This is a genomic window from Microbacterium sediminis, assembly GCF_004564075.1.
Lineage (GTDB): Bacteria > Actinomycetota > Actinomycetes > Actinomycetales > Microbacteriaceae > Microbacterium > Microbacterium sediminis.
The window spans coordinates 102,110-127,669 of record NZ_CP038257.1; the positions used below are offsets into that span (position 1 = coordinate 102,110).

The window sequence follows — 25,560 nt, forward strand, 5'->3', positions numbered from 1 at the left end:
TTGATTCTGCCACACACGCGCGCCTTACGTCAAGTGGGCCCGAGGAAGGCCTTCGCGGCCGCGCTCGGAGGAGGAGGCGATGCGTCGCGGCTGCGAGGACCATCCTCCCGTCCCAGAGGGTGGGCATGCTCCTCTGGAACACAGAAACCGCTTCTGCTGGAAACGAGGAGTCAATGATGAGCCCGTCGACCGATGTCGCAGACCGGGAATGGACCGTCACTCTCGATGGCAAGCCGTGGGCCAGTGCCGCGCGCTACGAGGTCGAGAACCCCACGACCGGGCGTCCCCTGACCTCCGCCCCCGACCTCTCCGAGGAGGAGGTCGGGCGCGCGGTGGCGGCGGCGCAGGCTGCGCAGCCGGCCTGGGGCGCGATGCCGCCCCGAGCCCGGGCCGCCGTGATCCGGCAACTCGCTGCGACGATCCGAGAGCACCGTGAGGAGCTCGCCACTCTCGACGCACTGGACGGCGGGTTCACCCTCTCGATGATGAGGGGCGATGTGGACGCGGCGGCGGAACTCATGGAGATCTTCGCCGACATGGCGCTCGACCTCGGTGGCCGGACGATTCCGGTGAGCACGAACCTCCACTACACCATGCAGGTGCCCTACGGAGTGGTCGCGCGTATCGGTGCGTTCAACCATCCCTTCTTCTTCGCGGCGGCGAAGGTCGCCGCGCCCCTCGTCGCCGGCAACGCCGTGGTCCTCAAGGCCCCGGACCAGACGCCGCTGTCTTCGTTGCGCCTGGCCGAGCTCGCGGTCGGGATCCTCCCGGACAATCTGTTGATCACCGTCAGCGGTCGCGGCGCGGTGACCGGACGCGCGCTGGTGCGTCATCCCGAGGTCCGCCGGATCGGTTTCATCGGGTCCACCGCGACGGGGCAATCGATCCAGCGGGATGCAGCCGAGACCGGAGTCAAGCACGTGTCGCTCGAACTGGGCGGAAAGAACGCTCAGATCGTCTTCGCCGACGCCGATTTGGAGGCGGCTGCGGCCGGTGCCGTCGCGGGTATGAACTTCACGTGGGTCGCCGGACAGAGCTGCGGCTCGACGAGCCGCCTGCTCGTGCACTCCTCGGTGGCCGACGAAGTGATCGGCCGGGTCGCCGAGCGCATGGCCGCGATCCGGGTGGGAGACCCGCTGGACCCGTCCGTGGACATGGGCCCGCTCGTGTCGGAGGCACAGTTCCAGAAGTCCATCAGCGCCATCGCCGAAGGCAGGAAGGCGGGTGCCACCGTGGCGACGGGCGGCGGCCGTCCCGCCGGCCTCGATGAGGGGTGGTTCGTCGAGCCGACGCTGCTCACCGGTGTCAGCCCCGGGTCGTTCGTCGAGCAGAACGAGATCTTCGGCCCCGTCCTCTCCGTCACCACCTTCGACGCCGACGAGGAGGCCGTACGGATCGCCAACGGCGTCCAGTACGGGCTCACCTCGAGCATCTGGACGCGCGACGTCACGCGCGCCCACGTCGTCGCCCGGCAGATCGAGGCCGGCTACATCCTCGTCAACAGTGGCAGCCGGCACTTCTGGGGACTGCCGTTCGGAGGGGTGAAGGCTTCGGGGATCGGCCGCGAGGAGTCCCTCGACGAACTGATCTCGTACACCGAGACGAAGACCGTGACCGTTCTGCTCTCGTAGGGGGGCAGCGCTGCGCGCTGTACGTCGTCGCAGCAAGCGCGGCGCGATCCATGCCGGCGGTGCTGGGAGGCGCTGTTCCCGTCAGCCTCGGGCAAACCCCGTCGAGGCGAAGGCCGCCTGCAGGGATGCCTGGGCGCCGAAAACGTTTGAGGTCGCGACACCCAGGTGCTTGCTGGCGTCCGTCAGTCGAAGTTCGTTCTTCTCACCGAGCAGGAGCAGGAGTTTCAGGGCATTGTCGACCGACTCGATCGGTATTGCGGAGCCGCATCGACTCCGTCGGCTGCTCTATTTCTCTGCACAACAGAAACTGTATCGTTCCTGCCGGCCCTCAGGGCCGCCATCAAGGGCAAGGCGATCCCGTCCAGGTCTATCCGGACGCCGATTCGAGCAGCCGGCCCAGTCGTACACGAACGTCGGAAAGCGACGATCCCGCTGCGATGGACCGGCGGACTTCGACGAGAGCGCGGGGCCAATTCAGTACCACTGCCCCGTCGAATGACAGACCATTCTGAGAGTACAGAGACGCGATCCGGTCGGGTGTTCGAGGGTCCGTCACCATCTCGGGGTGGCCGCGTCCGTTTGAGTGGTGGTCTTTCGCTTCGTTGCGATGATCAGCTGTCGTTAGTTTAGGCGGCGGTGATCTCGGGGAGTATCACCGCCTCGTCGATGGTGGGGGTGGTCGCGGTGAGCTCGGTCATGGAGGCTTCGGAGAAGTAGCGGCGGTCGGCGGCTTCCCATTCGTCGTGTTGCTCGACGAGGACGGAGCCGGCCAGGCGGAGCAGGGCGGCGTTGTTCGGGAACACGCCAACGACGTCGGTGCGGCGCTTGATCTCCCGATTGAGGCGTTCCAGCGGGTTCGTGGACCAGATCTGTCGCCAATGCCGGGCGGGGAACGCTTTGAACGCGAGGATGTCGTCACGGGCGTCGGTGAGCATCACGGCGGTCTTGGGGTGGACGCGCTCGATCATGCGCACGACTTCGTCGAACTGGGCATCGATGTGCTCGGCGTCGGGTTGGGCGAAGATCGTGCGGATCACGCTGGCGACCATCTCCTGCCGGCCCTTCGGGAGGGCGGTCAGGACGTTGCGCATGAAGTGGACGCGGCAGCGCTGCCAGGCGGCGCCCTGCAACACGGTCGCTGCGGCCTTCTTCAGTCCGGCGTGGGCGTCGGAGATCACCAGCTTCACCCCGCCCAGACCTCGTGTCTTCAACGAGCGCAGGAACTGCTTCCAGAACTCCTCGGTCTCGCTGTCTCCGACATCGAAGCCCAGCACGACCCGCCGCCCGTCAGCGGCGACGCCGATCGCGACGACGACCGCCTGGGACACGACACGGTGGTCGATGCGGACCTTGCAGTAGGTCGCGTCGAGGAACACGTAGGGGTAGGCGATGTCAGACAGCGAGCGGTCGCGGAACGATGCGACCTCGGCGTCGAGCCCTTGGCAGATGCGGGACACCTCGGACTTCGAGATGCCAGTGTCAGCGCCGAGCGCTTTGACGAGGTCATCGACCTTCCGGGTTGAGACGCCGTGGAGGTAGGCCTCCATCACGACCGCGAACAAGGCTTGGTCGACCCGGCGGCGCCGCTCCAGCAGCGACGGGAAGAACGACCCCTGCCGCAACTTCGGGATCCGCAACTCCAGATCCCCAGCCGTGGTCGACAGCACCCGCGGCCGGGAACCGTTGCGGGTAGTCGTGCGCTCGCTCGTGCGCTCGTAGGGGGCGGCGCCGATGAATGCGGCTGTCTCCGCGTCGATCAGCTCCTGGTAGAGCCGCTCGGTCGCGGCTCGGATGCGGTCGGTGGTGCCGGTGAGCTTCAGTTCCCCGAGCAGCTCGAGGAGGGCAGACTGGTCAAGAGCCATCGTGCGGTGTCGTCTTTCTGTGTGAGTTCTTGGTCGTTCTCACTGACCATCGCACGATGGCTCACCCCGTCGCGGTCACGACGCCGCGGGCCCGAAAGACCACCACCCCGCGGGACTCCAGGTCTCGGGGTTGACTGCCGTCGTGCGACCGACGATGTGCAGCTTCCAGTTGAACTGGTCACTCCAGACATACTCGACAGGCAGATATGAGCGTCGGTCGTCGGGATGAGCGATGTTGTGCGCGACACAGCGCGCCTGGTCGACCGCATTCGTCCAGTGCTCAAGACGGGTGAGATCGCCGCGAACCGGATGCCGCCACCGCGCAACATCGCCGATCGCATGGATTTCCGGGGCGCCGAGTGCCGTGAGGAATTCGTCGCAGACGAGACCGTCGTCGATCTCGAGCCCTGAGTCCTCGAGCCATTCGACGTTCGGCACTGCCCCGATGCCGATGACGACGACATCACCGTGGAGCTCGGAACCGTCATCCAGGAGCACGCGGAAGTCTCCCTTCGCACCGTCGATCTGCGCGACCGTCCGTCCGAGAACCGCATGTACGCCATGCCGGGAGTGCTTCTGCGAGAAGAGGGCGCCAATCTCGTCACCGAGCCGGCGTGACATCAGGTCGCGTGTCGCCGAGACCAGGGTGACATCGACTCCGAGCCCAAGAGCGGTCGCGGCGACCTCGGCGCCGATGAAGCCCGCTCCGATGACGATGATCCTGCGATCGGGAACTAGCTCGGCGCGCAGCCGGTCTGCGTCGTCGAGTGTCCGCAGCACATGGATTCCCTCGCCTTCACCCCACGGCGACGGCCGCGCGCGGACGCCGGTCGCCACCACGAGGTCATCGAAGCCGACCCGCCGTCCATTCGCCAGCCGGAGCTCCGACAACGCACGGTCCAGACCTACCGCCGGCACACCGAGACGAAGGTCGATGTTAAGCTCGAGCGCCTCCGCCGCCGTGAGGAGCGTGACCTCGGCTGCACCTGCACCGACGAGGTATCCCTTCGACAGCGGCGGCTTGTCGTAGGGCAGCACGGGCTCGGAGCCGATGAGCACAACGTCTCCGCGATACCCCTCTGCCCGAAGCGCCTGCGCGGCCCGTACCCCCGCGATCGACGCACCGACAATCGCTGTCGTCATTCGTCTTCCACCCGGAGCGCGGAAACCGGGCAGCTGTTCGCCGCCTCGGTGACCCGTTTCCGGTCGGCCTCGTCGACCTCTGTTCTGAGCAGGATCACGACGCCGTCGTCATCGAGATCGAAATAGTCTCCCGCGGCCATGATGCAGTTGGCGTAGCCCTGACAGAGCCCGAGATCCGCTTTCACGACAGGCATGTGTCACTCCTCTCCTGCTTCTTCAGGCGTTATCTCAGGGAACATCGGTGCGAACGGTTGGGCGATCATGGCGGAGAACGTCGCCGTAGTCTGCCAGGTCAGCGCCTCGAGCTCGAGCGGATCGAGAGCGACCCACTGCCCGGATCGCGGCGACTCGATCAGGAGCCGGGAGCCGTTGCGTGTCTCCACGCGAGATACCCGGATCTCCGAGAACTCATTGGCGATCGAGATCGGAGCCCCTACCCGCTGGTCTTCGAGCCGCTGACGTTCGTCTGCTGCTGCGATGGCCGCGATGCGGTCGTCCTCTTCGCCTTCCCATTCGAGTTTCATAGGAAGATCGCCAGATTCTGTGTGCGCAAGACCGACTCGTCGACCGTGATGGTTCGGCGTGCGAGCTGCAACCCGCCGCCGACACGTCGCAGAACGTCTTCGCGGCCGGCCGAGATCACCGCGGGCTCGTGCACGTCGCCGCGACTGCGGAAAAGAAGCACCGCAGAATCGACGACGACCTCGCCCGGGACGTCGCTCTCGAAGGTGCGCACGTTCGTGACGAAGTGACGGAGCCGGGAGGGCGGATCCTCTGTCCAGGCGTGTTCCGTGAGGAAGCGGGCGACCCGCCGGCTCAGGGAGTACTTGTTCTCGTCCCAATGCGCCATGCCCGGAGACGTCGAGTACCCGGCGCCGAGCGCGGTAGTGACCTGCACGGGCATGATGTAGTGCACATCGTCGGCGATGAGGTCGAGCCAGTCCTCGTACCGCTGCTCGTCGAGGATGTATGCCTCTTCGACGAGCCACCTGTGCGTCTCCAGATGCAGGCCGTCCGAGAACGACAACGAACTCCCCACCCGCGTGGCTTTGGTCGTATGTGCTCCGAGCGGCGACTCTTTCAGTCGAACCCAGCGCGCCTCGGTCATGACAGCCCCTCCGGCATCCCCACCGACGAGATGATCAGCGCGGTCGGCTCCGTCTCGAGGTAGTCCGCCCAGCGCTCGAGCAGATGCCGCTGGTTGTACTCTCCGTAACCGACGTGGGCCACGCCCGGGCCAGAGAACGCGTCCGGTCCGAGCGGCTCCACGACGAATCTGCCGTCTTTCAGCACGCCCATCCGGCTGTTCAGCAGCAAGCGCCGCGCCATATTCCCTTTCGCGGTGTTCGTAAGGGACACCCAGTTCTCCACATCGTCCTGCTCGAACATCCCCGTGCTGCCGAAGCACATCAGGTACGCCTTGTACGACAGAGCCTTGAACTCCTCCGGTGCCGCTGCGTCGACGGCGAACCAGGAAAGCACCTCGGTCTCGTTCTCGCTGATCGGCTGCCAGGTACGGATCGAGATGAACGGGAGCACGTCGTCGCCGTCTTCCACCTTCGGCCAGTTGTGCACGAAGCTCATGTTCGGGAAGATCGAGGCCGCCGAGATCATGAAGCCGTTCTCGCCGATCACATTGAGCTGGTCCTGGGACCAGACCTCCTTCATCCGGTCGATCATCTCGTCGGGGTAGCCCACGTAGCGCAGCCGCTCCTCGAGCGTTCCCTCCGGAAGCTTGTAGGTCGTGCCTCCGCCGTTGCCCGCCCAGTACGTGTTGCCGTCTTTACGCTTCTCCGCCTTCGGTTCGCGGAAGAGGCCGATCTCGACCACCGAGGTGTGGGTCTGTGGCGTGTGGTACATGTCGCCGGCGAAGTTCTCTGCGCCGATCTTCCAGTTCGCCTTCACCCGCCAGCGCTGCGGGCCGCGGAGCTCGATGCCCGAGGAGCTCTGCTTCGTGTAGTAGTCGAGATAGAAAGCGAAATCGCCGAGGTAGTCGATCAGCGGTGGCGCATCCGGATCCATGCTGATGAAGATCAACCCGTTGTAGCTGTCGAGGCTCGGCGCCGGAAGCAGGCGGGCTCCCTTGCGATTGAAGCCAGCCTCGCCACCGTACGCCTCTTCGTGGAACGGCAGCCCCACGATTCGTCCGTCGTTGCGGTACGACCAGCCGTGATACGGGCAGCGGAAGTGCGAGGCGTTGCCCATTTCCGCCCGGCACACCTGCATTCCTCGGTGCAGGCACATGTTGAACATCGCCTTGACGGAGCCACTCTCGTCGCGCACCACGATGAACGAGTCGTCGAGCACTCGCCGCACCACGTAGTCGCCGGGCTGAGGGATCTCTGATTCGTGACCCACGAAGATCCACGCGCGACTGAACAAGCGCTCCCGCTCGAGCCCTGTGCGTCAGGATGGGGTGAGACACCAGCACTGCTGACCTTCGCACTGCACGGGGCGAGAACGGACCAATACTGAGATGACGATGACGGTTGCTGACGTCGGCACCGATGATGGGGCTATGGCTCCTCGTGCTGACCGGCCCAAGAGGCGGACGTTCACCGCCGAGTTCAAAGCGGCGATCCTGGCCGAGTACGACGCCGCGGACCGCTCTGGGCGTGGGGAGATCCTGCGCCGGGAGGGCCTGTACACCTCCCACATCATCGAGTGGCGCAAGGCCGCGGCCGCCGGCTCGCTGTCCGGGCTGGGCAGCAAGCCGCGGGACCGGCGCGAGCGGGAGCTGCAGGCGCTACGGGCCCGGGCGGAGAAGGCCGAGGCCGAGCTGGCCAAGACCAGGGCGGCGCTGGACCTGATGGGAAAAGCACACGCGCTCTTGGAGACGCTCTCCGAGAGCGCGGACAAGCCGCCGCGGTCGCCGCGGTGATCAACCCGGCCGTCGACGGGCTGGCCGAGCACGTCGGCACCGCGGCTGCGTGCGCGCTGCTGGGTCGCTCCCGCGCCAGTCACTACCGGGCCAAGAACCCGCCACCGCCACGTCCACGGACACCGCGGCCGGCACCGGCGAACAAGCTGTCCGCCGCCGAGCGGGCCCACGTGCTGGCCGTGTTGACCAGCCAGCGGTTCGCGGACAAGTCGGTCGCCCAGGTCTGGGCCACGCTGCTGGACGAGGGCACCTACCTGTGCTCGATGTCCACGATGCACCGGATCCTGCGCGAGCACGACATGGCCGGGGAACGGCGCCGGCAGGCGAGCCACCCGCCCCGGACCCGGCCCGAGCTCGTCGCGACGGCGCCGGGGCAGGTGTGGAGTTGGGACATCACAAAGCTCAAGGGGCCGGAGCGGGGCGTGTACTACGACCTGTACGTCGTGCTCGACATCTTCTCCAGGTTCGTCGTGGGCTGGACCATCGCGGCCCGCGAGGACGCCGAGATCGCCAAGAACCTGCTCGAGCACGCCATGGGCATCCATGGCGTGCCGGAGGCGATCCACGCCGACCGCGGGACCTCGATGACCTCCAAACCGGTCGCTCAGCTGCTCGTCGACCTCGGGGTGGCCAGGTCGCACTCCCGCCCGCACGTGTCGAACGACAACCCTTACAGCGAGGCGGCGTTCAAGACGCTGAAGTACGCCCCGGTCTTCCCCGAGCGCTTCGGGTCCCTGGCCGACGCCGGCGCGTTCGCCGAGCAGTTCTTCGCCTACTACAACCACGAGCACCGCCACTGCGGGATCGGGCTGCACACCCCCGCCAGCGTCCACTTCGGCACCGCCGGGCAGGTCCGCGCCCAGCGCCAGGCCACCCTGGACGCGGCCTACGCCGCCCGTCCCGAGCGCTTCGGCCACCGCCGACCCCAGGCGCCCAAGCTGCCCGAGGCCGCCTGGATCAACCAGCCCTCACAGGAGGCCCTCATACAGACCGCCTGACGGAATCTGTCTCACCCGCCTTGACACTTTCCGCTTCGATTACAGCCCGATCACGGAGCGACCGACGATTTCGTGGCCGAATGGGGCCCGAGTGGCGTTCTATGTCGGGCTGAACATCGAGCACTATCAGATCGACAAGCCCTCCACGAGCATCTTCGGCGGTACCGCGATGCTGCAGCCGGATCCACTCAATTACGGCTGGCGCGATTACGGTCCGCGGGTAGGCCTGTGGCGGATGATCGAGAGCCTCGACCGACATGGAGTGCCCGCAAGTGTGCTTCTCAACTCCGACGTTTGTCGGCACTACCCCCAGATTCTCGAGGCAGGCCGGCAACGCGGCTGGGCGTGGCTCGCGCATGGCCGCGACAATTCCACCTTCCAAGCTGGAATGGGTGCTGACACGGAGCGCGCCTACCTTCAAGACGTGACGGATACAATCGCCTCCGCCACCGGAGTACGGCCGCGGGGCTGGCTTGGCCCGGCGCTCACAGAGACGTTCGAGACGCCGCGGATCCTTCGGGAGCTGGGGTATGACTACGTCCTGGACTGGACGAACGACGATCAGCCGTATCCGCTGAACGTCGACGGGATGTTCAGCGTTCCCTACACGATAGAACTCAACGATGTGACGATGTTCGTGAGTAAGAGCTATACCGGCCCGCAGTTCCTGGAAGCGGTGATCGACCAGTTCGATCAGCTCTATTCAGACTCCGAGCACTCGGGTCGCGTCATGTCGCTGCCGTTGCACCCGTTCATCGTCGGCCAGCCGTTCCGCCACCGCTACCTTGATCGGGCCCTCGAGCACATCACGTCTCACGATGGTGTCTGGGTGACGACGAGCGATGCCATCGCGGCGCACTATCAGTCGACGGGGAACAGGAGAGCCGATTCGTGACGAATACGGAGCTGATCGATGAGTACGCACGGCTGCGCGACGAGTTCAAGGCCAAGGGATTGGGCGGCCGGATCGGCTACGGCGAGAAGCCGGCGCTGCTGATCGTCGACTTGATCACCGGATTCACGGACAGCCGTTCGCCCCTGTCAGGCGAACTGGAGTCACAGCTGGCCGCCACCAATGCCTTACTCGTCCCCGCCCGTGAACTCGAGATCCCCATCTTCTTCTCGACGGTCGCGTACGACACCGAATTGCAGGAGGCGGGGCTCTGGATCAAGAAGATCCCGTCCAACCACCTGTTGGTGGAGGGCAGCGAATGGGTGGAGGTCGACAGCAGGCTGGGCCAGCTGCCCCACGAGATGACCCTGGTGAAGAAGTACGCATCCTGCTTCTTCGGAACTGATCTCGCCGCACGCTTGATCTCACGGGGTGTCGACACCATCATCATCGTCGGCTGCACCACCAGTGGGTGCGTGCGCGCCTCGGCGGTTGACGCCTGCTCCTACGGCTTCCACACCATCGTCGTCGAAGAGGCAGTCGGCGACCGGGCAGCCCTTCCGCACCTGGCCAGCCTCTTTGACATCGACGCGAAGTACGGCGATGTCGTCAGCCTCGACGACGCACGTGCTTACCTGCGGGGGCTTGCGCAACAGAACGATTGACTGCAGTAACGCCGTGGGGCCAACTTCCTCTGTGCGGAATATTGAACCGGCGTGCAGGCCGAGATCCCGCAGATGCTGGCGCAGGGCGGCGGATCCATCATCAACACCGCCTCGTCCCTCGGGCAGGTCGCCATCGCCCACCAGTCCGCCTACGTCACGTCGAAGCACGGCGTCATCGGCCTCACCCGAGCCGCCGCGGTGGAGTACTCCGACAAAGGCATCCGCGTGAACGCAGTGCTGCCCGGGGTGATCCAGACGCCAATGATAGACGCGCTGGAGGAGACCTACCCCGGCTTCAAGGACGCGCTGCTGACGAAGCACCCGATCGGCCGACTCGGCACGCCGCACGACATCGCCGAGATGGTCGCGTGGCTCGGTTCCGACGCGGCCGCCTTCGCGACCGGCGCGCAGTTCGCCGTCGACGGCGGGTACCTCGCGATTTAGACGAGGTGGCCACGACGGACGGGAGGCACGGTGTCAGCTGGCACCGTGCCTCCCGTCCGTCACCGGTCGCACCGCGACCGCGGGTCGCTGGTCGGCGCGATCTTCCACTCCGACCACGGCAGCGTGTCTACACCTCGAAGTCCTACACCGGCCTCTGCGAGCGGTTCGGGGTGATCCAGTCGATGGGAGCGATCGGCTCGTCGGCCGACAACGCCCTCGCCGAGAGCTTCAACGCGGCCCTCAAGCGCGAACTGCTCGAAGGCCGACCCGCGTTCCCGAACGCGCCCACGGCCTACCGGGCCGTGTTCCGGTGGGCGAACCGCTACAACACCCGCAGGCGCCACTCCGCGATCGGCAACATCACCCCGAACGCCTACGAGACCGCCACCTTCGCTATCCTCACGGAAGCGGCATAACCGAAATGACACCGTGTCCACGATCCGGGGTCAAGGCCCCGTCTTCACCCGGTCACCGACCGGTCGCTGCAGCTTCGACGGCGCCGCGACCATGCACCGCACCCCCGCCGCGGTCAACGCGCGGGCGAGGCCGAACCCCGTCGGGCCGGCCTCGTACGTCGCCGCCACCGGGCCCGGCAGACCCCTCGCCCAGGCGACGATCTCCTCGGTGCTGGAGCCCATGCGTCGCTGCACGAGCTCCCCGGTTCGCTCATCGATCGCAGCCGCGACCACGCTCCGCGCGTGCACATCCAGCCCGACACTCGTACGCTCAGATATCAACTGGGGCCTCCCTCACGTATGTGGATAGGCGAAGCCGGAAGACCGGCTCGCAACCCACGGTCTACGCGAGCGGAGGCCTCAGGCTCAACCACTCATAGCGTCTAGCTCGATGCGCGAGAGCGAGCACTCCTCGCGCGAGGCGATCGCCACGCCCGCGCGGCCCTTCTGCAGCGACGCGTCGGCCACGACCCGCCACCCGGGCAGCGCCTCCTCGAGGTGCTCGAGCTCGCCGCGCACCTCCTGCAGCGTGATGATGTCGGGCGCGGCCTGCTCCACCCATTCGGCCATGCCCTTCCGGGCGGCGGCCCGGATCCCGTTGACGTTGACGGAGGCGACGCGGACCGAACGAGGCATGCCCTAAACGTAACAAGGACCCCCGACATCACGTCCTGCCGCGGAATCCGTCTCTGCACAGTGGAATAGCATGCGCAGGGTGCGCGGTCTTCGAGGGCAGGGTGGCAAGGCGGGCTCCGTCGCGATCGATGTCGTGACGGGGCTCTACGCGCTCGCGCTCGCCGCGTCGGGAGTCATGCTCACGTTCGTCGCCATTGCGGATGGGCTCTCCCTCGCGGTCATCGCTGCTCTCGGGGCGACTTCCGCGGCGGCGCAGTTCGTCTCGCGCGTCGTGGTCGGGGCGCTGTACCGCGTGGCGACCGATCGTGTGATCATGGCGGGCGCCCTCGGGATGCTTGCGGCTTCGATGGTCCTTGTGCTGGCGGCGCCTGGAGTCACAGGGCTCGTGCTCGCCCAGGTCCTGCAGGGTGTCTCGAGGGCGTGCTTCTGGAGTGGCTCGCAGGTGCATGTGATCCGGATCGCGGCCCGACCCGCTCCGCGAATGGCTCGCAACCAGTTCATCGCCAACGGGCTCGGCGCGCTCGGCCCGATGCTCGCGGGCGCGCTGGCGGACGGTGGCCCGCGATCCGCCGCCGTCCCGATCGCTGTCGTCGCTGTGCTGGGCGCGGGGCTGTGCGCGCTGTTGGCGCCGCTGCCGCTCTTCGAGCGCGTGCCGAAGAGCGCCGACAACCGCATCTGGCGGTACCGCGACGTGAGGGTCGGATCCCTGGGCTGCCTCGCGGCAGGGGGCTTCAATGCGATCCTCGTCACGTTCGTCCCGGTGCTGTTCGACGATGTCGGATGGTCGGAGGTGGATGTGGGGCTGCTGGTCGGCGCGGCGAACGGTGGGCTCGTGGTCGGCGCGCTGCTCGGTGGGTGGCTGCCACGCCGTTGCCACACGCCTGCACTCACGGCGATGACCGCGGCCATCGGGTTGGGTGTCGTCGCGCTCGCGGCGGCGGACGCGGCGCCCGTCGTGTCGGTCGCAGGCGTCGTCGGGGCGGGGATCGCGTCGGGTGTGATCCTGACGCTCGGGCCAACAGTCGTGGGGGCGGCCGTCCCCGATCCTCAACGCGGTAGTGCCGTCGTGTTCGCGGGCGTCTTCCGTGCGGGCGCGCTCCTGGCCATGCCGCTTCTCGTGACGGCGGTCACGCTCGTCGCGCCGATGGCCATTGCCATGGTTGCGGGCGGGATCGCCGCGGGCGCGCCGGGAGTGCTCGCCGCCCTGATCCGTCCGCGCCGCGGCCGGTGAACACTGCCGAGCGCGGGCCGGGCACAGCGGCGGGGGTTGACATGGTCTCGTTCAATCAGAATCATGTTCTGCAAGACAGAAAGCGATGCCAGCGGCGGTGCCGCTCCCTTCACAGGCGCGCACAGTGGCGTGCGCGGAAAGGACGTAACGTGAGCATTCACATCGTCGGAGTCATCGCGCTGGTCCTGGTGTTCGTACTCGGCACCGTGCGCCCCGTGAACATCGGCATCTTCGCTCTGATCGCGACATTCGCGATCGGCGTCACGATGGCAGGCGAGGATCCGAAGGAGGTGCTGGCCGGCTTCCCCGCGGACATCTTCGTGCTGCTCGTCGGCGTGACATACCTGTTCGGCCTCGCCTCGACCAATGGGACGCTGGAGTGGATCGTCGAACGTGCTGTCCGTGCGTTCGGAGATCGTCCGGCTCTTGTCCCGTGGCTGATCTTCATCTTCTCGTCGCTGCCCACCATGGCGGGTGCCCTGGGCCCGGCCGGGGTCGCGATGCTCGCGCCGCTGTGCCTTCGGCTCGGCGAGCGCTACGGGCTCAGCCGGCGGATGTCCGCGCTCATGACCATGCACGGATCCTGTGCGGGCAACTTCTCGCCGATCAACGGGCTTGCGATCATCGCACAGCAGGCGGCGGAGAACAACGGCCTGCACGTGTCGGGGACCGCGCTGTTCCTGGGCAACCTCGGGTACAACGTGGCTCTCGCGGTCGTCATCTACTTCGTCTTCGGCGGGCGCACCCTGATGCGCGATGCGCGTGCCCACCGCGTTGCGGTGAGCGAGCGCGTGCTCGTCGCTGCGGACGGCGCGACGATCGGCGCGACGGGCGCGGCGGTCACTGGTGGGACGTCCGCGGGTGGCCCGGCCAAGGGCGGGTTCACGGAGCTGCTCGGGCACCCGAAGACCCCGATCCGCCTTGATCAGGTGGTCACGCTGATCGTCATCATCGGCGTCGCGATCGCCGCGCTCGTGTTCGACTTCGATCTGGGCTTCGTCACGCTGGTGGCAGCGGCCCTGCTGCACTCGATCTTCGCGAACTACTTCGACGGCGCGGACAAGAAGATCGTCTGGTCCGTCGTCCTCCTGATCTGCGGCATCACCACCCTCGTGGGAGCCATGCAGCGCTTCGGCACCGTCGAGTGGATCGGGGGCGGACTCGCCGACATCGGCGCGCCGCTGCTCACGGCGTTCCTGCTGTGCCTCATCGGGGCCGTGACATCGGCGTTCGGCTCGAGTGCCGGGCTGATCGGCGTACTGGTGCCTCTCGCGGTGCCGTTCATCGCCATGGGCGGGATCGATGCCACGTGGGTGCTGGTCGCGCTCGTCATCTCCGCGACGGTGGTGGACGCGATGCCGTTCTCCTCGGTCGGCGCGCTGACGCTGTCGACCGCGCCGGAGGAGGAGCGCCCGAAGCTGTTCCGATTCATGCTCCTGTGGGGCGGGATCATGATTGTCACGGCGCCGGTCTTCACCTGGCTCGCCTTCATCCTCCCGGCGTCGCTGGTATGACCACCGACATGACGATCGCGAAGAGAGGGGACGACTCCATGGGCGAAGTGCGTGAGCAGGTCTCGCTGTCCTCCCGTGTGCTCGCCGCAGCCGGGCACGGGGATCTCGTCTGGGGGCACGCGTCGGCGCGGGATCCCGAGGGCCGCGGCATCTGGATCAAGGCCGCGGGGTGGGGACTGGACGAGATCACGCCGTCGCGCGTGCATCTCGTGGACGACGACGGCCGCCTCGTCGAGGGCGAGGGGCAGCCGCACAGCGAGTGCGCGATCCACTCCGAGGTGATGGCGGCGCGTCCGGACGTGGGGGCCGTCGTGCACACGCATCCGCCCCACGCGGTCGCGCTCTCCGCGACGGGACAGGAGCTGCGGCCGGTGAGCCACGCCGCGAACATGTTCGTTCCGCCCGCCGTGCCGCGCTTCACGCAGACGGCCGACCTCATCCTGACGCGCGAACTCGGCGCGGCGGTGGCCGCGGCGCTGGGCGAGGCGAAGGCGCTGTTCCTCGTGAACCACGGCATCGTCGCTGTCGGCCGGGACATCCGAGAGGCCACCGTGACGGCCGTGCTGCTCGAGCGGGCGTGCGAGCAGCAGATCCTCACGCACGCCGCCGGTGGATGGCCCAGCTGGTCCGCGGCCGAGGAGTCGCTCGCCAAGCGCGGGCACATCTATCACGAGGCCGCGCTCGCGAGCGTGTGGGACTACCTCGTGCGACGGTTGCCTGGAGAAGGAGCGCGCGGATGAGCCTGACCTTCACGATGGCCTGTCAGGCATACGACCGCATGGATCTGCTGCGCCGAGGCGCTGTTCGGCTCGGGGACGCGGAGGTCAACTTCCTCGATCTCCCGGTGGAGGAGACGTTCTTTCGCATGGCGCGGTTCCGCGAGTTCGACATCGCCGAGATGTCGCTGTCGTCCTATACGCTGAGTCTGAGCCGCGGAGCGCCATTCGTCGCGATCCCCGTATTCCCTTCGCGTGCGTTCCGGCACAGCGCGATCTACGTGCGCGAGGACTCCGAGATCACCGACGCCGCGCAGCTCGCAGGCCGCGCGGTCGGAGTCCCCGAGTACCAGATCACAGCCGCCGTCTGGATCCGGGGCATCCTCGCGGAGCACCACGGGCTGCCTGTCTCGTCCGTGTCGTACCGCACAGGGGGTCTGGACGAGCCGGGCCGTTACGAGAAGATCGCTCTCGACCTGCCCGACGATGTCTCCGTGACCCCGATCTCCGAAGGCCGGACGCTGTCGCAGATGCTGCTCGACGGCGAAATCGACGCGATCCACAGCGCGCGCAATCCTGGCCCGTACAACGCACCCGGCCATGGCGGCATACGGCGACTGTTCCCGGACACCGAGGCGGTGGAGCGGGACTACTTCGCGCGCACCGGGATCTTCCCGATCATGCACGTCCTGGTGGTGCGCCGCGACGTCTATGAACAGCACCGGTGGCTGCCGCGGGAGCTGATGAGGGCCGCGGAGCTCTCCAAGCGGGTGGGGCTCGCGGGGATCGACGAGACCGCGGCGCTGAGGTTCGCCCTGCCCTGGCTGTGGGCGGAGGTGGAGCGCACGCGCGAGGCACTCGGCGACGACTGGTGGCCGTACGGGCTGGAGGCGAATCGCCACGTGCTGGACACCTTCCTGCGCTACTCACATGAGCAGGGGCTCGCACCCGAGCGCTATCGCGCCGAGGACCTGTTCGCCCCCGAGACGCTGGAGCGCGTCGTTGTCTGAGGTCGGGTGGCTCCAGGGGAAGCGCGCGCTGATCGTCGGAGCAGGGTCGGGGATCGGCAGGGCCGTCGTCGACGCGTACCGCGCGGAGGGGGCGCGGGTCGCGGTCCTGGAGCGGGACCCGGCGAAGGTCGCCGCCCTCCGGAGCGAGCTGCCGGAGGTGCCCGCCGTGCAGGGGGATGCGACGACTCGCGAGGCGAACGAGGCGGCGGTCGCCGCGACCGTGGCCGCGTACGGCGGGCTGGACGTCCTCGTCAGCTGCGTCGGCATCTTCGACTTCTATCGCGGGATCTCGGACATCGACGCGGATCAGATCGACGCCTCGTTCGACGAGATGTTCCGCGTGAACGTGAAGAGCCAACTCCACGCCGTCAAGGCCGCGCTGTCGGCGCTGCGCGAGGCGCGCGGATCGATCCTGCTGACGGAGTCGACATCCGCATACTACCCGGGGCGCGGCGGCGTGCTGTACGTGCCGAGCAAGTTCGCGGTGCGCGGGCTCGTGATGGCCCTCGGGCACGAGCTGGCGCCGGACATCCGGGTGAACGGCATCGCGCCCGGGGGCACGGTGGGCACGGATCTGCGCGGCGTCGGCAGCCTCGGCCTCGGCGCGCGCAGTCTCGGCGACGTCCCGAACCGCGCGGACGACATCGCCGCGCGAGTCCCGCTGAAGGTCGCGCTGTCCGGCGCGGATCACGCGTGGAGCTACGTGTTCCTCGCGTCCGACCGTGCGCGGGGGATCACGGGGGATGTCATCCACACCGACGGGGGAATGGGGATCAAGGCATGATGCGGGCGGACTTCGCGGCGGAACGGCGGCTCATCGCGGACGCCTGCCGTGTGCTGGCGGGGCGCGGTCTCGCAGATGGCATCCTGGGGCACATCAGCCTGCGCGTGGGCGAGCACATCATGCTCGTGCGGTGCCGCGGCCCGCACGAGCGCGGCCTCGGGTACACCACGCCCGATGACATCCGGCTCGTGGACTTCGAAGGCGAGGCCGCGGCACCAGGTGAGCTCGACGGCTGGTCGGTCCCCAACGAACTGCCTCTGCACGCGGAGGTGCTGCGCCGCCGGCCGGCCGTGGCGGCAGTGGTGCACGCTCACCCGCCTCGCGTCGTGGCGGCCGATCTCGCCGGGATCCGGATCCGTCCTCTCATCGGCGCGTTCGACATCCCCGGCACGCGGCTCGCGGCCGGCGGCGTGCCCGTGTACGCGCGCGGCGTCCTCGTCCGCAACCGGACATTGGCGGCCGAGATGGCGGACGCGATGGGCGAGCGCCCGCTGGTGGTGCTGCGCGGGCACGGCATCACCAGCGCGGCCGCAGGCGTCGAGCAGGCGGTGTTGCAGGCGATCAGCGTCGACATCCTGGCGGGTCTGTCGCTCGATGTCGCGTCGGCGGGAGGAGAGATCGTCGATCTTCCCGAGACGGACATGGCCGAGCTGCCGGACCTCGGCACCGGTTTCAACACGGCCACGGCCTGGCGGCATGAGCTCGCCCGGCTGCGGGGCGTCGTCCGCACGGAATGAGCCACCGCGCCGCACCGAGTGTCCGGAACGCCCGGCCGCGACTCTCCGCGCCGCGCATATGATTTCTGTCATGAAGAAGAGTGGTACGGTCGACCTCCCGGCGAGCGGCCCCGCGCCGCATTACCCGATCGAGTCGGTCGACAACGCACTCAAGATCATCCATCTCCTCGGCGCGCGGCCCGAGCTGCGGCTGACCGAGGTGGCGGAGGCACTCGGTGTCGCATCGTCGACCGCGCACCGGCTGCTCGCGATGCTGCAGTATCGCGGGTTCGTGCGCCAGGATGCGGCGTCGAAGACCTATCGGGCCGGCGGGGTGCTCTCGAGCGTGTCGTTCGCGATCCTGCAGCAGTTCGACGTGCGCGAGGCCGTGCGCCCGCTGCTGCGTCGGCTGAACGAGGAGTTCCGCGAGACGGTGCACCTCGCGACGCTCGACGGCGCGCAGGTGCGCTTCATCGACGCCATCGAGAGCCCCCAGGCCGTGCGGGTGGCGTCGCGCCTCGGGCGGACCATGCCCGCCAACTGCACGTCGTCCGGGAAGTCGATGCTCGCGTCGCTGTCGGCCGACGAGCTGCACAGGACGTTCCCCGGTGAGGAGCTCGAGACGCTGACGGAGAAGTCGATCCGACGGCTCCCCGAGCTGGAGCGCGCCTTGGAAGAGGTCCGCCGCCGCGGGTACGCCGTGGGTGACGAGGAGAGCGAGCACGGCGTGTGCTCGGTCGCGGCCGCGTTCCCCGCCGGTGCCCTGCCGATGCGGCTCGCGATCAACGTCTCCGTCCCCGCAAGCCGCATGGACGACACCACGCGCGCCCGCCTCGGCGAGCGGCTCGCGTCGGCGATCGACGAGAGCGCCATCACGGCGCTCTGAGGACTGCGCGACGCGCAGCCGATCCGTTCAGGAGACGACGGGCGCCGGCGCCTTGGCGATGATCTCCGTCAGCATCGTCACGAGCGCATCCGCGTCGCCTCGATCGGCCACCGCGCGGCGGGCGGCGATGAGCGCGCGCGGCCAGTTCACGATGACGGCGCCCGTCACGCGCGCGCCGTCGGAGTACACGACGGCGAAGCGATCGTGCGCGGGGTCGCCGATCAGCTGCGATTCGGCGGAGCCCGTGCGGCCAACCACCTGAATCTTCCAGTCGTACTGGTCGCTCCAGACGTACTCGACCGGCACATACGCGCGCGCCTCCGCCGGGGAGAGCAGGTTGTGCGCGACGAGACGCGCCTGATCCGCGGCGCTCGTCCAGTGCTCCAGGCGGGTCGAGCCCGACCCGTCCTCATGCTGCCAGCGGCAGACATCGCCGACGACGAACACGTCTGCGGCGCCGATCGCGCGGAGCCGGCCGTCCGTGACGATGCCGTTGTCGACAACGAGCCCGGATCCCTCGAGCCACTCGGTGTTGACGACGGCGCCGATGCCCACGAGCAGCGCGTCAGCGGTGATCCGCTCGCCATCTGAGAGGCGGACCTCGAGCTCCGGGCCGACGCGCTCGACACCGTCGACGCCCGTCCCAAAACGCGTCCGGACCCCCTCGGCGGCGTGCTTGTCGAGGAAGATCCGCCCGACGTCCTCGTTGAGCACGCGGGACATCGGCGCGGGCAGCGGATCGACGATCGTCACGTCGACGCCGGCCTTGCGTGCGGTCGCCGCGACCTCCGCGCCGATGAACCCGCCACCCACGATCACGAGACGACGGCCCGGCTGCAGCGCGGAACGCAGCGCGTGTGCGTCGGCGGCCGTGCGCAGCACATGGATGCCCGGCCCCTCGCCCCACGGCGACGTGCGCGCGCGGGATCCGGTTGCGATCACCAGTGCGTCGTACGCCAGCCGCTCGCCGTCCTCGAGCAGCAGCTCCTTCGCCGCAGGGTCGAGCCCCGTCGCAGCGACGCCGAAGCGCCAGGACGCGTCGATCGCGGCGAGGTCTTCCTGATCGATCAGCCGGATCGCGCCGAGGTCGTCCGGCGATGTGAGATAGGCCTTCGACAGGGGCGGCTTGTCGTACGGGTGCGCGACGTCCTCCTTCTCGACCACGACGATCTCGCCGTCGAATCCTCCGGAGCGCAGACCCTGCGCCGTCTTCACACCGCCGACCGAGGCGCCGACGATGACGATCCTGGTCATCCCCGGATCACCTTCAGCGCCGACACCGGGCAGCTGCGGGCCGCTTCATCGACGCGCGTCAGCTCCGCGTCCGGGACGTCCGTCTGCAGCAGCACGACCACGCCGTCGTCGTCGATGTCGAAGTAGTCCGAGGCGCCGACCACGCAGTTCGCGTAGCCCTGGCAGGCGCCGAGGTCGGCCTTCACAATGGCGGTCATCTCATTACCTCTTACTCCGCCGGCGACTGTGCCGGCTCCGGGAACATGGGCTCGTACGGCGACGCGATCATCGCCGAGAAGGTCTGCGTCGTCTGCCACGTGAGCGCTTCGAGGTCGAGCGGGTCGAGGGCGATCCACTGGCCCGACTTCGGCGACTCGATCAGCAGGCGCGCACCGTTTCGGGTCTCCACGTGCGATACACGGATCTCGCTGAATTCGTTTGCGATCGTCAGCGGCACGCCGATCGTGCGCTCGACGAGCCGCTGATGCGCCTCGTACGCGCGGTGCGCGGCGGCGCGATCGATGTCCTCGCCTTCCCATTCGAGAGTCATAGGAAGATCGCCAGGTTCTGGGTGCGCAGCACCGACTCGTCGATCATGATCACACGTCGCGCCAGCACGTAGCCGTCCTCCGTGCACCGCAGGACGTCCTCGCGCTGCGCGGACAGGATCGACGCGGGATTCGTGTCGCTGCGGCTGCGGAACAGCAGCACGGCGGAGTCGACGATGAGCTCGCCCTCCACGTCGGTCTCGAACGTGCGCACGTTGGTGACGTAGTGCCGCAGGCGGGACGGGGGATCCTCGGTCCACGCGTGCTCGGTGAGAAACCGCGCTACGCGGCGACTCAGGGAGTACTTGTTCTCGTCCCAGTGCGCCATGCCCGGAGAGGTCGTGTAGCCCGCGCCGAGGGCGGTCGTGACCCGCACGGGCATGAGGTAGTGCACATCGTCCGCGATGGTGGCGAGCCAGTCCTCGTACCGCTGGTCGTCGAGCATGTACGCCTCCTCGACCAGCCAGCGCGACAGCTCGAGGTGCCGCGCGTCCCCGAAGGACAGCGACGGTCCGACCTTGCGGGCCTGCGTCGCGCCCCGATTCAGCACGGACTCCGCGGACAGCTCCGCTCCGACGAACGTCATGCCGTCACTCCTTCCGTGTCCACCGCGCCGTCGCCGGCCGCGGTGCCCGCGTCGCAGGAATCACCGGTCGCGCAGTCGCCCGCCGCGGCGGCGGCCGCCGCCGAGGGCGTCAGTCGCACCCCGCCCAGTCCGATCGGCCGCTGCGGCTCCGGCGCATCCGCCTCCACGTAGTCGACCCAGCGCTCGAGCAGGTGGCGCTGGTTGTACTCGCCGTATCCGACGTGCGCGACGCCGGGCCCCGCCCACTCGTCGTCGCCGAGCGGCTCCACGACGGGGCTGCCGTCCTTCAGCATGCCCATGCGGCTGTTCAGCAGCAGGCGCCTCGCCATCGCGCCCTTGGCGGTGTTCGTCAGCGACACCCAGTTCTCGACGTCGTCCTGCTCGAACATGCCGGTCGAGCCGAAGCACATGAGGTACGCCTTGTAGCTGAGCTCCTTGAACTCCTCGGGCGCATCGGCCGCGACCGCGAACCACGAGTAGACCTCGGTCTCGCACTCGCTGATCGGCACCCAGGTGCGCAGCGAGATGAAGGGGAGCACATCGTCGCCGTCCTCCACCTTGGGCCAGTTGTGCACCAGGCTCATGTTCGGGAAGACGGATGCCGCCGAGATCATGAATCCGTTCTCGCCGATCACATCGAGCTGCTCCTGCGACCAGGTCTGCTTCATCCGCTCGATCATGTCGTCGGGATATCCGACGTAGCGCAGCCGCTCCTCGAGCGTCCCCGGCGGCAGTTTGTAGGTGGTGCCGCCGCCGTTTCCGGCCCAGTACGTGTTGCCGTCCTTGCGCTTCTCGGCCTTCGGCTCGCGGAACAGGCCGATCTCCACGACGGACGTGTGCGTCTGGGGCGTGTGGTACATGTCGCCCGCGAAGTTCTCGGCGCCGATCTTCCAATTGGCGTTCACGCGCCAGCGTTGCGGGCCCCGCAGCTCGATGCCCGCGGCGGACTGCTTCGTGTAGTAGTCGAGGAAGAACGTGAAGTCACCCAGGTATTCCTTCAACGGCGGGGCATCGGGATCCATGCTGATGAAGATCAACCCGTTGTACGTGTCGAGGTTGGGCGCCGGAAGGAGGCGGGCCCCCTTGCGGCTGAAGCCCTCTTCGCCGCCGTACGCCTCCTGATGGAACGGCAGTCCCACGATCCGGCCGTCGTTGCGGTAGGACCAGCCGTGATAAGGGCAGCGGAAGTGCGAGGCGTTGCCCATCTCCGCACGGCACACCTGCATGCCGCGGTGCAGACACATGTTGAAGTGGGCGCGGATCTCGCCCTTCTCGTCTCGCACCACGATGAACGAGTCGTCCAGCACCTTGCGGACGACGTAATCGCCCGGCTGGGGAATCTCCGACACGTGGCCGACGAACAGCCACGCGCGGCTGAAGAGGTTCCTGCGTTCGCGTTCGAAGATCTCGGCATCGTTGTAGATGTGCGCGGGCAGCATGCCGTTGCGCACCTCGTCGTAGATGGTGGGGCTTGTCGTCATCGCCAATCCTTCACGGTCATCCGCAGAAACGCAATCTGCTGTGCAGAAACTATATCGCGAGATCCGGAGAGATACCAGCCCGGGCATGCGAAAGGGCCCGTGGCATCAGGCGGATTCGAGGGGTCGTCGCAACACCGACTGAATTAGACAAGTTGTAGCAGACGCTCGGCTGGGGTATCCCAGCCGAGCGTCTTGCGTGGGCGGCCGTTGAGTTTCTGGGCGACGTGTTCGAGGTCCTCGGGGCCATAGACGGACAGGTCGGAGTGGTCCGTGGGGCCGAGAGTGACGCGGATGCACTCGTCGTGGTCGTCGTCGGTGAGGGTGACGGCGACTGCGGCGAGCGCGATGCGGTCTGCGGCGGGGTCTGTCGTCCGGCCGGGGGTGACGGAGACGTGGCCGTAGGGCCAGTTGATCGGCTCGTCCGGTTCGTGGGTCTCTCGGGTCATGCTGGGGTCTCCGTCCGGGTGGGCGCGCTCGCCGCGGGGGACTCAGCGTAGCGACGAGGGCGGGGACGCCACGAGTTCGGCACGATGTGCCCGGGCGCGACGAGACCCCGGCACCGTGGGGGTGTCCGGGGTCTCGGTGGAGCGGATCAGGCGAAGTCGTAGACGACGACGGAGACGGCTCGGTCCTGCTGCAGGGCGGCGGTGACTTTCTCGGCGTCGCGCTCGCCGCGGATGCTGTCGGCGGGGTCGAGCGTGTGGTCGATCTGGCCGGTGAGGATCGGGCGGCCGTCGGTGAGGTATCCCCAGGTGGTGCGGTTGCGGGTGACGGTGGGGATGACGGATCGGGAGTAGCTGGCGCGGGGGTCGTGGGCGACGTAGACGCGGATGCTGTCGGCGGTGCGCACGGCCGTGATGACGCGGGTCGGGATGGTGCGGGGCATTTGGCGACAATAGGGGCACCCCCCGGGGATGCGGCGAGCGCGCTCGCCGCATCCCCGGTGTGTGGTCAGGGGCGGGTGCCGTCGAAGCCGTCGACGAGCCAGCGCGAGGCGGTGATCAGGTCGCCGTTGCCGTCGAGGGCGTTGCGTACGGCGGCGAGGGCGGCGTGGAGGTCGGCGGGGGCGAGGTGGGTTTCCTGGTCGTGCTGGGGCTGGTGCTCGCCGTTGCGGTAGGTCGTGGTGGTGGTGCCGGGGGTGTCGGCGTCGCGGGTGTCCCATTCCTCGCTGACGGTGACGGTTGCGCCGTGGCGGGAGAGGCGAGCTGCGATGGTGTGGAGGTTGTCGGGCTGGTACTTGGAGTGGCCGGCGATCGTCCAGCCGGCGTCGGTCTCGTAGATCTCGGTGTCGTGGATCTCGATGGCGTCGGCGGCTTTGGTGGCCTTCTTCTCGGTGAGGGGCTTGGTGCCGGTGGTGATGGTGAGGACGGTGTACTGACCCATGGTGGTGGCCCTTCCTAGTGTGTGAATCTGACAGTTACAAGACTAGGAAGGGTCACCGACATTCAGCGGCGAGCGGCCAGCAGCTCGGCGACCTTCTCGGCCGCGTCCGCGCCGCCGGGGTGGTGCTCCTGGATCTGGTCGTAGCGGGCGGTGTAGCGCCAGTGCTGCGACTGCACAGACAGGCTCTTCGGGTTGATGCGCAGCACGACGGCCCACCGGCCGTCGACCTTGACGATGTCGCCCTTGGTGAACTGGTCGCGGGTGAAGTTCGTGGCGACCCCGTCGGCGATCTGCTGGGCGCGGATCCCCTCCCAGTAGGCGTGCGCGTCTTGGTGCTCGGCGAGTTCGGACAGGTACCGGTCGCGTGCGGTGCCCTCGGCGCGCGGGATCTGCCGGGCGTACGGGGTACCTCGATCGGCGATGTACCCGTCGAGGTGCCGCTGCACACGGCGGATGTCGGCGGCGATCTTCTCCAGCCGGTTGGCGACCTGCCGCGGTGAGTACCGCATCGCCGTGGTGTGCGCCGCAGCCTCCGCGCGAGCAGCCGCACGCTCGGCCTCGGCGGTCGCCTCGATGGTGCGCCGCATCGCCGTGTGCGCACGCTCGATCGCCCTGCGATGGCGGCCCTCCGAGTGATGCCCGATCTTGATCGGCTCCCCGCCCTCCGGCAGGGCCCGATGCGCGCGATCCGCGGCCGCATCCGCGGCGAGCGCGGCGTCGGTCTTCCGGTCGGCTTTGGCGGCGAGCGCTTCGGCTCGATCCTGCTGGCGGGCGATCTTGTCGGCTTCGACCTCGGCGGTGGGGCGCACGGTGTCGTCGAGGTCGAGGGCGACGTCGAAGCCGGCGGCGGTGAGTGCCTTGGCGGTCTGGTCGATGGCGTATCTCTTGGGGCGGTGGTCGCGGGAGTGGGGCAGGTACCAGGCGCCGATGGAGCGGCCCCAGCGCCAGCCGTTGGCCTTGAGGATCTCGGCGGTGCCGTCGCCGCGGGCGGTGCCGTCGATGAGGGTGCCTTCTTCGTGGGTGTGGGTGATCGTCAGCATGAGGTGCCTTTCGTGGGTGGTGGTCAGTGCAGGGCGGGGAGGAGGTCGCGCAGCGCGTCGACGCAGTCCTGCGCGGTTGCCGGCGTCGGGTCGCGGTCGTATGCGGCGAGCGCGGCGCGGCCGTGGCCGGCGGGGTCGTCGGTCTCGGGGTCGGCGTCCCAGATGGGGGCTTCGTTGAGGTAGATGCGGACGCGGCCGGTGACCTGGTGGGTGGCGATCTCGGCGACGGCGGCGCCGTCGATCTGCGAGGTGTAGGTGGTGAGCTCGAAGCTCGGGGCGGTGGTGGTCATGAGGTGGGGATCCTTATGGCGTTGACGGGGTGGCTGGCCAGGTGTGCGGCCGTGGGGTTGTGGGTGGTGCGGGGGAGGGCGGCGGTGGTGCGCAGTCCTGCGAAGTAGGCGCAGTAGCTGCACACCGTCGCCGGGGCGCTCACTCGTCCTCCAGGGCGCCGAAGAGGGCATCCCAGCACTCGGGGTGGATGCCGGAGATCAGCAGCTCCCGAAGCTCCGGGGTGGCCTCGGGGAGCACCTCGTGCACAGGTCGGCGGTTGGCGATCGCGCTCGCCGCGGTTGCTGGGAGGAACACGGTGGAGGTGTTGCCGCAGCGCAGGCACGGGGCGGTGCTGTAGGCGACGAACTCGGTGGTGGTGCCGTTGGTGTTCATGATTTGCCCTTGCTCTGAGGTGTGAATCTGACAGTTAGGAGACTATGCGGGGCCACCGACATTGACCGGCCGGGTGCCCCGCCCTCCGGGGATCAAGAGGGCGGGGCGCGCCTGGTCAGGCGTAGTGGGAGGCGGTCAGCTCCGCGCCCTCCCAGACGTAGG

At 68.2% G+C, this 25,560-nt stretch carries 30 protein-coding genes and 3 pseudogenes; 13 read left to right on the top strand and 20 right to left on the bottom strand.

Annotated features, from left to right (window positions below):
• Positions 1-125 precede the first annotated feature (125 nt).
• Positions 126-1,631: an aldehyde dehydrogenase family protein gene (locus E3O41_RS13870; protein WP_244927282.1), complete on the top strand. Its 1,506-nt coding sequence runs from the start codon at positions 126-128 to the stop codon at positions 1,629-1,631.
• Positions 1,632-1,718: 87 nt separating this feature from the next.
• Here the strand turns inward: E3O41_RS13870 and E3O41_RS14545 are convergent.
• From E3O41_RS14545 to E3O41_RS13910, 7 genes and pseudogenes are all read right to left on the bottom strand, one after another.
• Positions 1,719-1,886 (bottom strand): annotated as a pseudogene (locus E3O41_RS14545) (helix-turn-helix domain-containing protein); the annotation flags it as partial.
• Between the two features lie 371 nt (positions 1,887-2,257).
• Positions 2,258-3,493: an IS256 family transposase gene (locus E3O41_RS13885; protein WP_046746337.1), complete on the bottom strand. Its 1,236-nt coding sequence runs from the start codon at positions 3,491-3,493 to the stop codon at positions 2,258-2,260.
• Between the two features lie 75 nt (positions 3,494-3,568).
• Entirely contained in the window at positions 3,569-4,636 is a 1,068-nt protein-coding gene (locus tag E3O41_RS13890; RefSeq protein WP_135012841.1) for an NAD(P)/FAD-dependent oxidoreductase, read from the bottom strand.
• Entirely contained in the window at positions 4,633-4,830 is a 198-nt protein-coding gene (locus E3O41_RS13895) for a ferredoxin (protein WP_005054951.1), read from the bottom strand. The genes E3O41_RS13890 and E3O41_RS13895 overlap by 4 nt, the downstream gene beginning before the upstream one ends.
• A 3-nt stretch (positions 4,831-4,833) precedes the next feature.
• Complete coding sequence (locus E3O41_RS13900; RefSeq protein WP_005054953.1) at positions 4,834-5,160, bottom strand: hypothetical protein; 327 nt, start codon at positions 5,158-5,160, stop codon at positions 4,834-4,836.
• The gene (locus E3O41_RS13905; protein WP_005054954.1) at positions 5,157-5,744 is read right to left on the bottom strand and encodes a 3-phenylpropionate/cinnamic acid dioxygenase subunit beta; all 588 of its coding nucleotides are present in this window, start codon (positions 5,742-5,744) and stop codon (positions 5,157-5,159) included. Before E3O41_RS13905 ends, E3O41_RS13900 begins: the two co-directional genes overlap by 4 nt.
• A complete protein-coding gene (locus tag E3O41_RS13910; protein WP_052323167.1) occupies positions 5,741-7,018 on the bottom strand; it encodes an aromatic ring-hydroxylating dioxygenase subunit alpha in 1,278 nt (425 codons plus the stop codon). Before E3O41_RS13910 ends, E3O41_RS13905 begins: the two co-directional genes overlap by 4 nt.
• Before the next feature lie 100 nt (positions 7,019-7,118).
• On the opposite strand from E3O41_RS13910, the gene E3O41_RS13920 reads away from it, so the two are divergent.
• The 5 genes and pseudogenes from E3O41_RS13920 to E3O41_RS14280 all read left to right on the top strand — a co-directional run.
• A protein-coding gene (locus E3O41_RS13920; protein ID WP_370428832.1) for an IS3 family transposase occupies positions 7,119-8,515 on the top strand; the annotation gives its coding sequence in 2 pieces (ribosomal slippage) (positions 7,119-7,455 and positions 7,455-8,515; 1,398 coding nt in all).
• 4 nt (positions 8,516-8,519) lie between these two features.
• Positions 8,520-9,410: a polysaccharide deacetylase family protein gene (locus tag E3O41_RS13925; protein ID WP_047801721.1), complete on the top strand. Its 891-nt coding sequence runs from the start codon at positions 8,520-8,522 to the stop codon at positions 9,408-9,410.
• Positions 9,407-10,072, top strand: a complete 666-nt coding sequence (locus tag E3O41_RS13930; protein ID WP_005050795.1) for an N-carbamoylsarcosine amidohydrolase — start codon at positions 9,407-9,409, stop codon at positions 10,070-10,072. Before E3O41_RS13925 ends, E3O41_RS13930 begins: the two co-directional genes overlap by 4 nt.
• A gap of 51 nt (positions 10,073-10,123) precedes the next feature.
• Positions 10,124-10,516, top strand: a complete 393-nt coding sequence (locus E3O41_RS13935) for an SDR family oxidoreductase (RefSeq protein WP_005050794.1) — start codon at positions 10,124-10,126, stop codon at positions 10,514-10,516.
• A 78-nt stretch (positions 10,517-10,594) separates the two neighbouring features.
• Positions 10,595-10,932 (top strand): annotated as a pseudogene (locus tag E3O41_RS14280) (integrase core domain-containing protein); the annotation flags it as partial.
• A 39-nt stretch (positions 10,933-10,971) separates the two neighbouring features.
• Here the strand turns inward: E3O41_RS14280 and E3O41_RS14550 are convergent.
• Positions 10,972-11,253: pseudogene (locus tag E3O41_RS14550) on the bottom strand (IS110 family RNA-guided transposase); the annotation flags it as partial.
• A gap of 84 nt (positions 11,254-11,337) precedes the next feature.
• Positions 11,338-11,607, bottom strand: coding sequence for an endonuclease/exonuclease/phosphatase family protein (locus tag E3O41_RS13950; protein WP_135012845.1), 270 nt, complete (start codon positions 11,605-11,607; stop codon positions 11,338-11,340).
• 79 nt (positions 11,608-11,686) lie between these two features.
• On the opposite strand from E3O41_RS13950, the gene E3O41_RS13955 reads away from it, so the two are divergent.
• From E3O41_RS13955 to E3O41_RS13985, 7 genes are all read left to right on the top strand, one after another.
• Complete coding sequence (locus tag E3O41_RS13955; RefSeq protein WP_135012847.1) at positions 11,687-12,838, top strand: MFS transporter; 1,152 nt, start codon at positions 11,687-11,689, stop codon at positions 12,836-12,838.
• Positions 12,835-14,352, top strand: a complete 1,518-nt coding sequence (locus E3O41_RS13960) for an SLC13 family permease (protein ID WP_244927283.1) — start codon at positions 12,835-12,837, stop codon at positions 14,350-14,352. Before E3O41_RS13955 ends, E3O41_RS13960 begins: the two co-directional genes overlap by 4 nt.
• A gap of 38 nt (positions 14,353-14,390) precedes the next feature.
• Complete coding sequence (locus E3O41_RS13965; RefSeq protein ID WP_135012849.1) at positions 14,391-15,092, top strand: class II aldolase/adducin family protein; 702 nt, start codon at positions 14,391-14,393, stop codon at positions 15,090-15,092.
• Positions 15,089-16,078: a substrate-binding domain-containing protein gene (locus E3O41_RS13970; protein WP_135012851.1), complete on the top strand. Its 990-nt coding sequence runs from the start codon at positions 15,089-15,091 to the stop codon at positions 16,076-16,078. The genes E3O41_RS13965 and E3O41_RS13970 overlap by 4 nt, the downstream gene beginning before the upstream one ends.
• Positions 16,071-16,862: a 3-(cis-5,6-dihydroxycyclohexa-1,3-dien-1-yl)propanoate dehydrogenase gene (gene hcaB / locus E3O41_RS13975; protein WP_244927284.1), complete on the top strand. Its 792-nt coding sequence runs from the start codon at positions 16,071-16,073 to the stop codon at positions 16,860-16,862. Before E3O41_RS13970 ends, hcaB begins: the two co-directional genes overlap by 8 nt.
• Positions 16,859-17,599: a 3,4-dihydroxyphthalate decarboxylase gene (phtC, locus tag E3O41_RS13980; RefSeq protein WP_425325891.1), complete on the top strand. Its 741-nt coding sequence runs from the start codon at positions 16,859-16,861 to the stop codon at positions 17,597-17,599. Before hcaB ends, phtC begins: the two co-directional genes overlap by 4 nt.
• A 70-nt stretch (positions 17,600-17,669) precedes the next feature.
• Positions 17,670-18,464, top strand: coding sequence for an IclR family transcriptional regulator (locus E3O41_RS13985; protein ID WP_135012854.1), 795 nt, complete (start codon positions 17,670-17,672; stop codon positions 18,462-18,464).
• A gap of 27 nt (positions 18,465-18,491) precedes the next feature.
• On the opposite strand, the gene E3O41_RS13990 is transcribed toward E3O41_RS13985, so the two are convergent.
• From E3O41_RS13990 to E3O41_RS14040, 11 genes are all read right to left on the bottom strand, one after another.
• On the bottom strand, positions 18,492-19,718 hold the full coding sequence (locus tag E3O41_RS13990) for an NAD(P)/FAD-dependent oxidoreductase (RefSeq protein WP_135012856.1): 1,227 nt from the start codon (positions 19,716-19,718) through the stop codon (positions 18,492-18,494).
• Complete coding sequence (locus E3O41_RS13995) at positions 19,715-19,915, bottom strand: ferredoxin (RefSeq protein ID WP_135012858.1); 201 nt, start codon at positions 19,913-19,915, stop codon at positions 19,715-19,717. The genes E3O41_RS13990 and E3O41_RS13995 overlap by 4 nt, the downstream gene beginning before the upstream one ends.
• An 11-nt stretch (positions 19,916-19,926) precedes the next feature.
• Positions 19,927-20,247 carry a hypothetical protein gene (locus E3O41_RS14000; RefSeq protein WP_135012860.1) on the bottom strand — a complete coding sequence of 107 codons (321 nt, stop codon included), beginning with the start codon at positions 20,245-20,247 and terminating at the stop codon, positions 19,927-19,929.
• Positions 20,244-20,831 (bottom strand): 3-phenylpropionate/cinnamic acid dioxygenase subunit beta, encoded by a 588-nt coding sequence (locus E3O41_RS14005; RefSeq protein WP_135012863.1) that lies wholly within the window; start codon positions 20,829-20,831, stop codon positions 20,244-20,246. Before E3O41_RS14005 ends, E3O41_RS14000 begins: the two co-directional genes overlap by 4 nt.
• Positions 20,828-22,312 carry an aromatic ring-hydroxylating dioxygenase subunit alpha gene (locus E3O41_RS14010; RefSeq protein WP_135012865.1) on the bottom strand — a complete coding sequence of 495 codons (1,485 nt, stop codon included), beginning with the start codon at positions 22,310-22,312 and terminating at the stop codon, positions 20,828-20,830. Before E3O41_RS14010 ends, E3O41_RS14005 begins: the two co-directional genes overlap by 4 nt.
• A 143-nt stretch (positions 22,313-22,455) precedes the next feature.
• On the bottom strand, positions 22,456-22,758 hold the full coding sequence (locus tag E3O41_RS14555; RefSeq protein ID WP_425325893.1) for a hypothetical protein: 303 nt from the start codon (positions 22,756-22,758) through the stop codon (positions 22,456-22,458).
• A gap of 146 nt (positions 22,759-22,904) precedes the next feature.
• Positions 22,905-23,198, bottom strand: coding sequence for a hypothetical protein (locus tag E3O41_RS14020; RefSeq protein ID WP_135012731.1), 294 nt, complete (start codon positions 23,196-23,198; stop codon positions 22,905-22,907).
• A gap of 65 nt (positions 23,199-23,263) precedes the next feature.
• On the bottom strand, positions 23,264-23,695 hold the full coding sequence (locus E3O41_RS14025; protein ID WP_135012730.1) for a hypothetical protein: 432 nt from the start codon (positions 23,693-23,695) through the stop codon (positions 23,264-23,266).
• 62 nt (positions 23,696-23,757) lie between these two features.
• Complete coding sequence (locus E3O41_RS14030) at positions 23,758-24,735, bottom strand: DUF3560 domain-containing protein (protein WP_135012728.1); 978 nt, start codon at positions 24,733-24,735, stop codon at positions 23,758-23,760.
• A 23-nt stretch (positions 24,736-24,758) separates the two neighbouring features.
• The gene (locus tag E3O41_RS14035) at positions 24,759-25,025 is read right to left on the bottom strand and encodes a hypothetical protein (RefSeq protein ID WP_135012726.1); all 267 of its coding nucleotides are present in this window, start codon (positions 25,023-25,025) and stop codon (positions 24,759-24,761) included.
• Between the two features lie 139 nt (positions 25,026-25,164).
• A complete protein-coding gene (locus tag E3O41_RS14040; RefSeq protein WP_135012724.1) occupies positions 25,165-25,398 on the bottom strand; it encodes a hypothetical protein in 234 nt (77 codons plus the stop codon).
• Positions 25,399-25,560 lie beyond the last annotated feature (162 nt).

Excerpts from the sequence above, each read along its gene's own strand:
- E3O41_RS14035 (WP_135012726.1), bottom strand. The coding sequence starts at position 25,025 with ATGACCACCACCGCCCCGAGCTTCGAGCTCACCACCTACACCTCGCAG.
- E3O41_RS13895 (WP_005054951.1), bottom strand. The coding sequence starts at position 4,830 with ATGCCTGTCGTGAAAGCGGATCTCGGGCTCTGTCAGGGCTACGCCAAC.
- E3O41_RS13870 (WP_244927282.1), top strand. The coding sequence starts at position 126 with ATGCTCCTCTGGAACACAGAAACCGCTTCTGCTGGAAACGAGGAGTCA.
- E3O41_RS14555 (WP_425325893.1), bottom strand. The coding sequence starts at position 22,758 with ATGACCCGAGAGACCCACGAACCGGACGAGCCGATCAACTGGCCCTAC.
- E3O41_RS13965 (WP_135012849.1), top strand. The coding sequence starts at position 14,391 with ATGGGCGAAGTGCGTGAGCAGGTCTCGCTGTCCTCCCGTGTGCTCGCC.
- E3O41_RS14010 (WP_135012865.1), bottom strand. The coding sequence starts at position 22,312 with ATGACGACAAGCCCCACCATCTACGACGAGGTGCGCAACGGCATGCTG.
- E3O41_RS13990 (WP_135012856.1), bottom strand. The coding sequence starts at position 19,718 with ATGACCAGGATCGTCATCGTCGGCGCCTCGGTCGGCGGTGTGAAGACG.
- phtC (WP_425325891.1), top strand. The coding sequence starts at position 16,859 with ATGATGCGGGCGGACTTCGCGGCGGAACGGCGGCTCATCGCGGACGCC.
- E3O41_RS14000 (WP_135012860.1), bottom strand. The coding sequence starts at position 20,247 with ATGACTCTCGAATGGGAAGGCGAGGACATCGATCGCGCCGCCGCGCAC.
- E3O41_RS14030 (WP_135012728.1), bottom strand. The coding sequence starts at position 24,735 with ATGCTGACGATCACCCACACCCACGAAGAAGGCACCCTCATCGACGGC.
- E3O41_RS13970 (WP_135012851.1), top strand. The coding sequence starts at position 15,089 with ATGAGCCTGACCTTCACGATGGCCTGTCAGGCATACGACCGCATGGAT.
- E3O41_RS13995 (WP_135012858.1), bottom strand. The coding sequence starts at position 19,915 with ATGACCGCCATTGTGAAGGCCGACCTCGGCGCCTGCCAGGGCTACGCG.
- E3O41_RS13890 (WP_135012841.1), bottom strand. The coding sequence starts at position 4,636 with ATGACGACAGCGATTGTCGGTGCGTCGATCGCGGGGGTACGGGCCGCG.
- E3O41_RS14025 (WP_135012730.1), bottom strand. The coding sequence starts at position 23,695 with ATGGGTCAGTACACCGTCCTCACCATCACCACCGGCACCAAGCCCCTC.
- E3O41_RS14005 (WP_135012863.1), bottom strand. The coding sequence starts at position 20,831 with ATGACGTTCGTCGGAGCGGAGCTGTCCGCGGAGTCCGTGCTGAATCGG.
- E3O41_RS13985 (WP_135012854.1), top strand. The coding sequence starts at position 17,670 with ATGAAGAAGAGTGGTACGGTCGACCTCCCGGCGAGCGGCCCCGCGCCG.
- E3O41_RS13900 (WP_005054953.1), bottom strand. The coding sequence starts at position 5,160 with ATGAAACTCGAATGGGAAGGCGAAGAGGACGACCGCATCGCGGCCATC.
- E3O41_RS13905 (WP_005054954.1), bottom strand. The coding sequence starts at position 5,744 with ATGACCGAGGCGCGCTGGGTTCGACTGAAAGAGTCGCCGCTCGGAGCA.
- E3O41_RS14020 (WP_135012731.1), bottom strand. The coding sequence starts at position 23,198 with ATGCCCCGCACCATCCCGACCCGCGTCATCACGGCCGTGCGCACCGCC.
- E3O41_RS13885 (WP_046746337.1), bottom strand. The coding sequence starts at position 3,493 with ATGGCTCTTGACCAGTCTGCCCTCCTCGAGCTGCTCGGGGAACTGAAG.
- E3O41_RS13950 (WP_135012845.1), bottom strand. The coding sequence starts at position 11,607 with ATGCCTCGTTCGGTCCGCGTCGCCTCCGTCAACGTCAACGGGATCCGG.
- E3O41_RS14040 (WP_135012724.1), bottom strand. The coding sequence starts at position 25,398 with ATGAACACCAACGGCACCACCACCGAGTTCGTCGCCTACAGCACCGCC.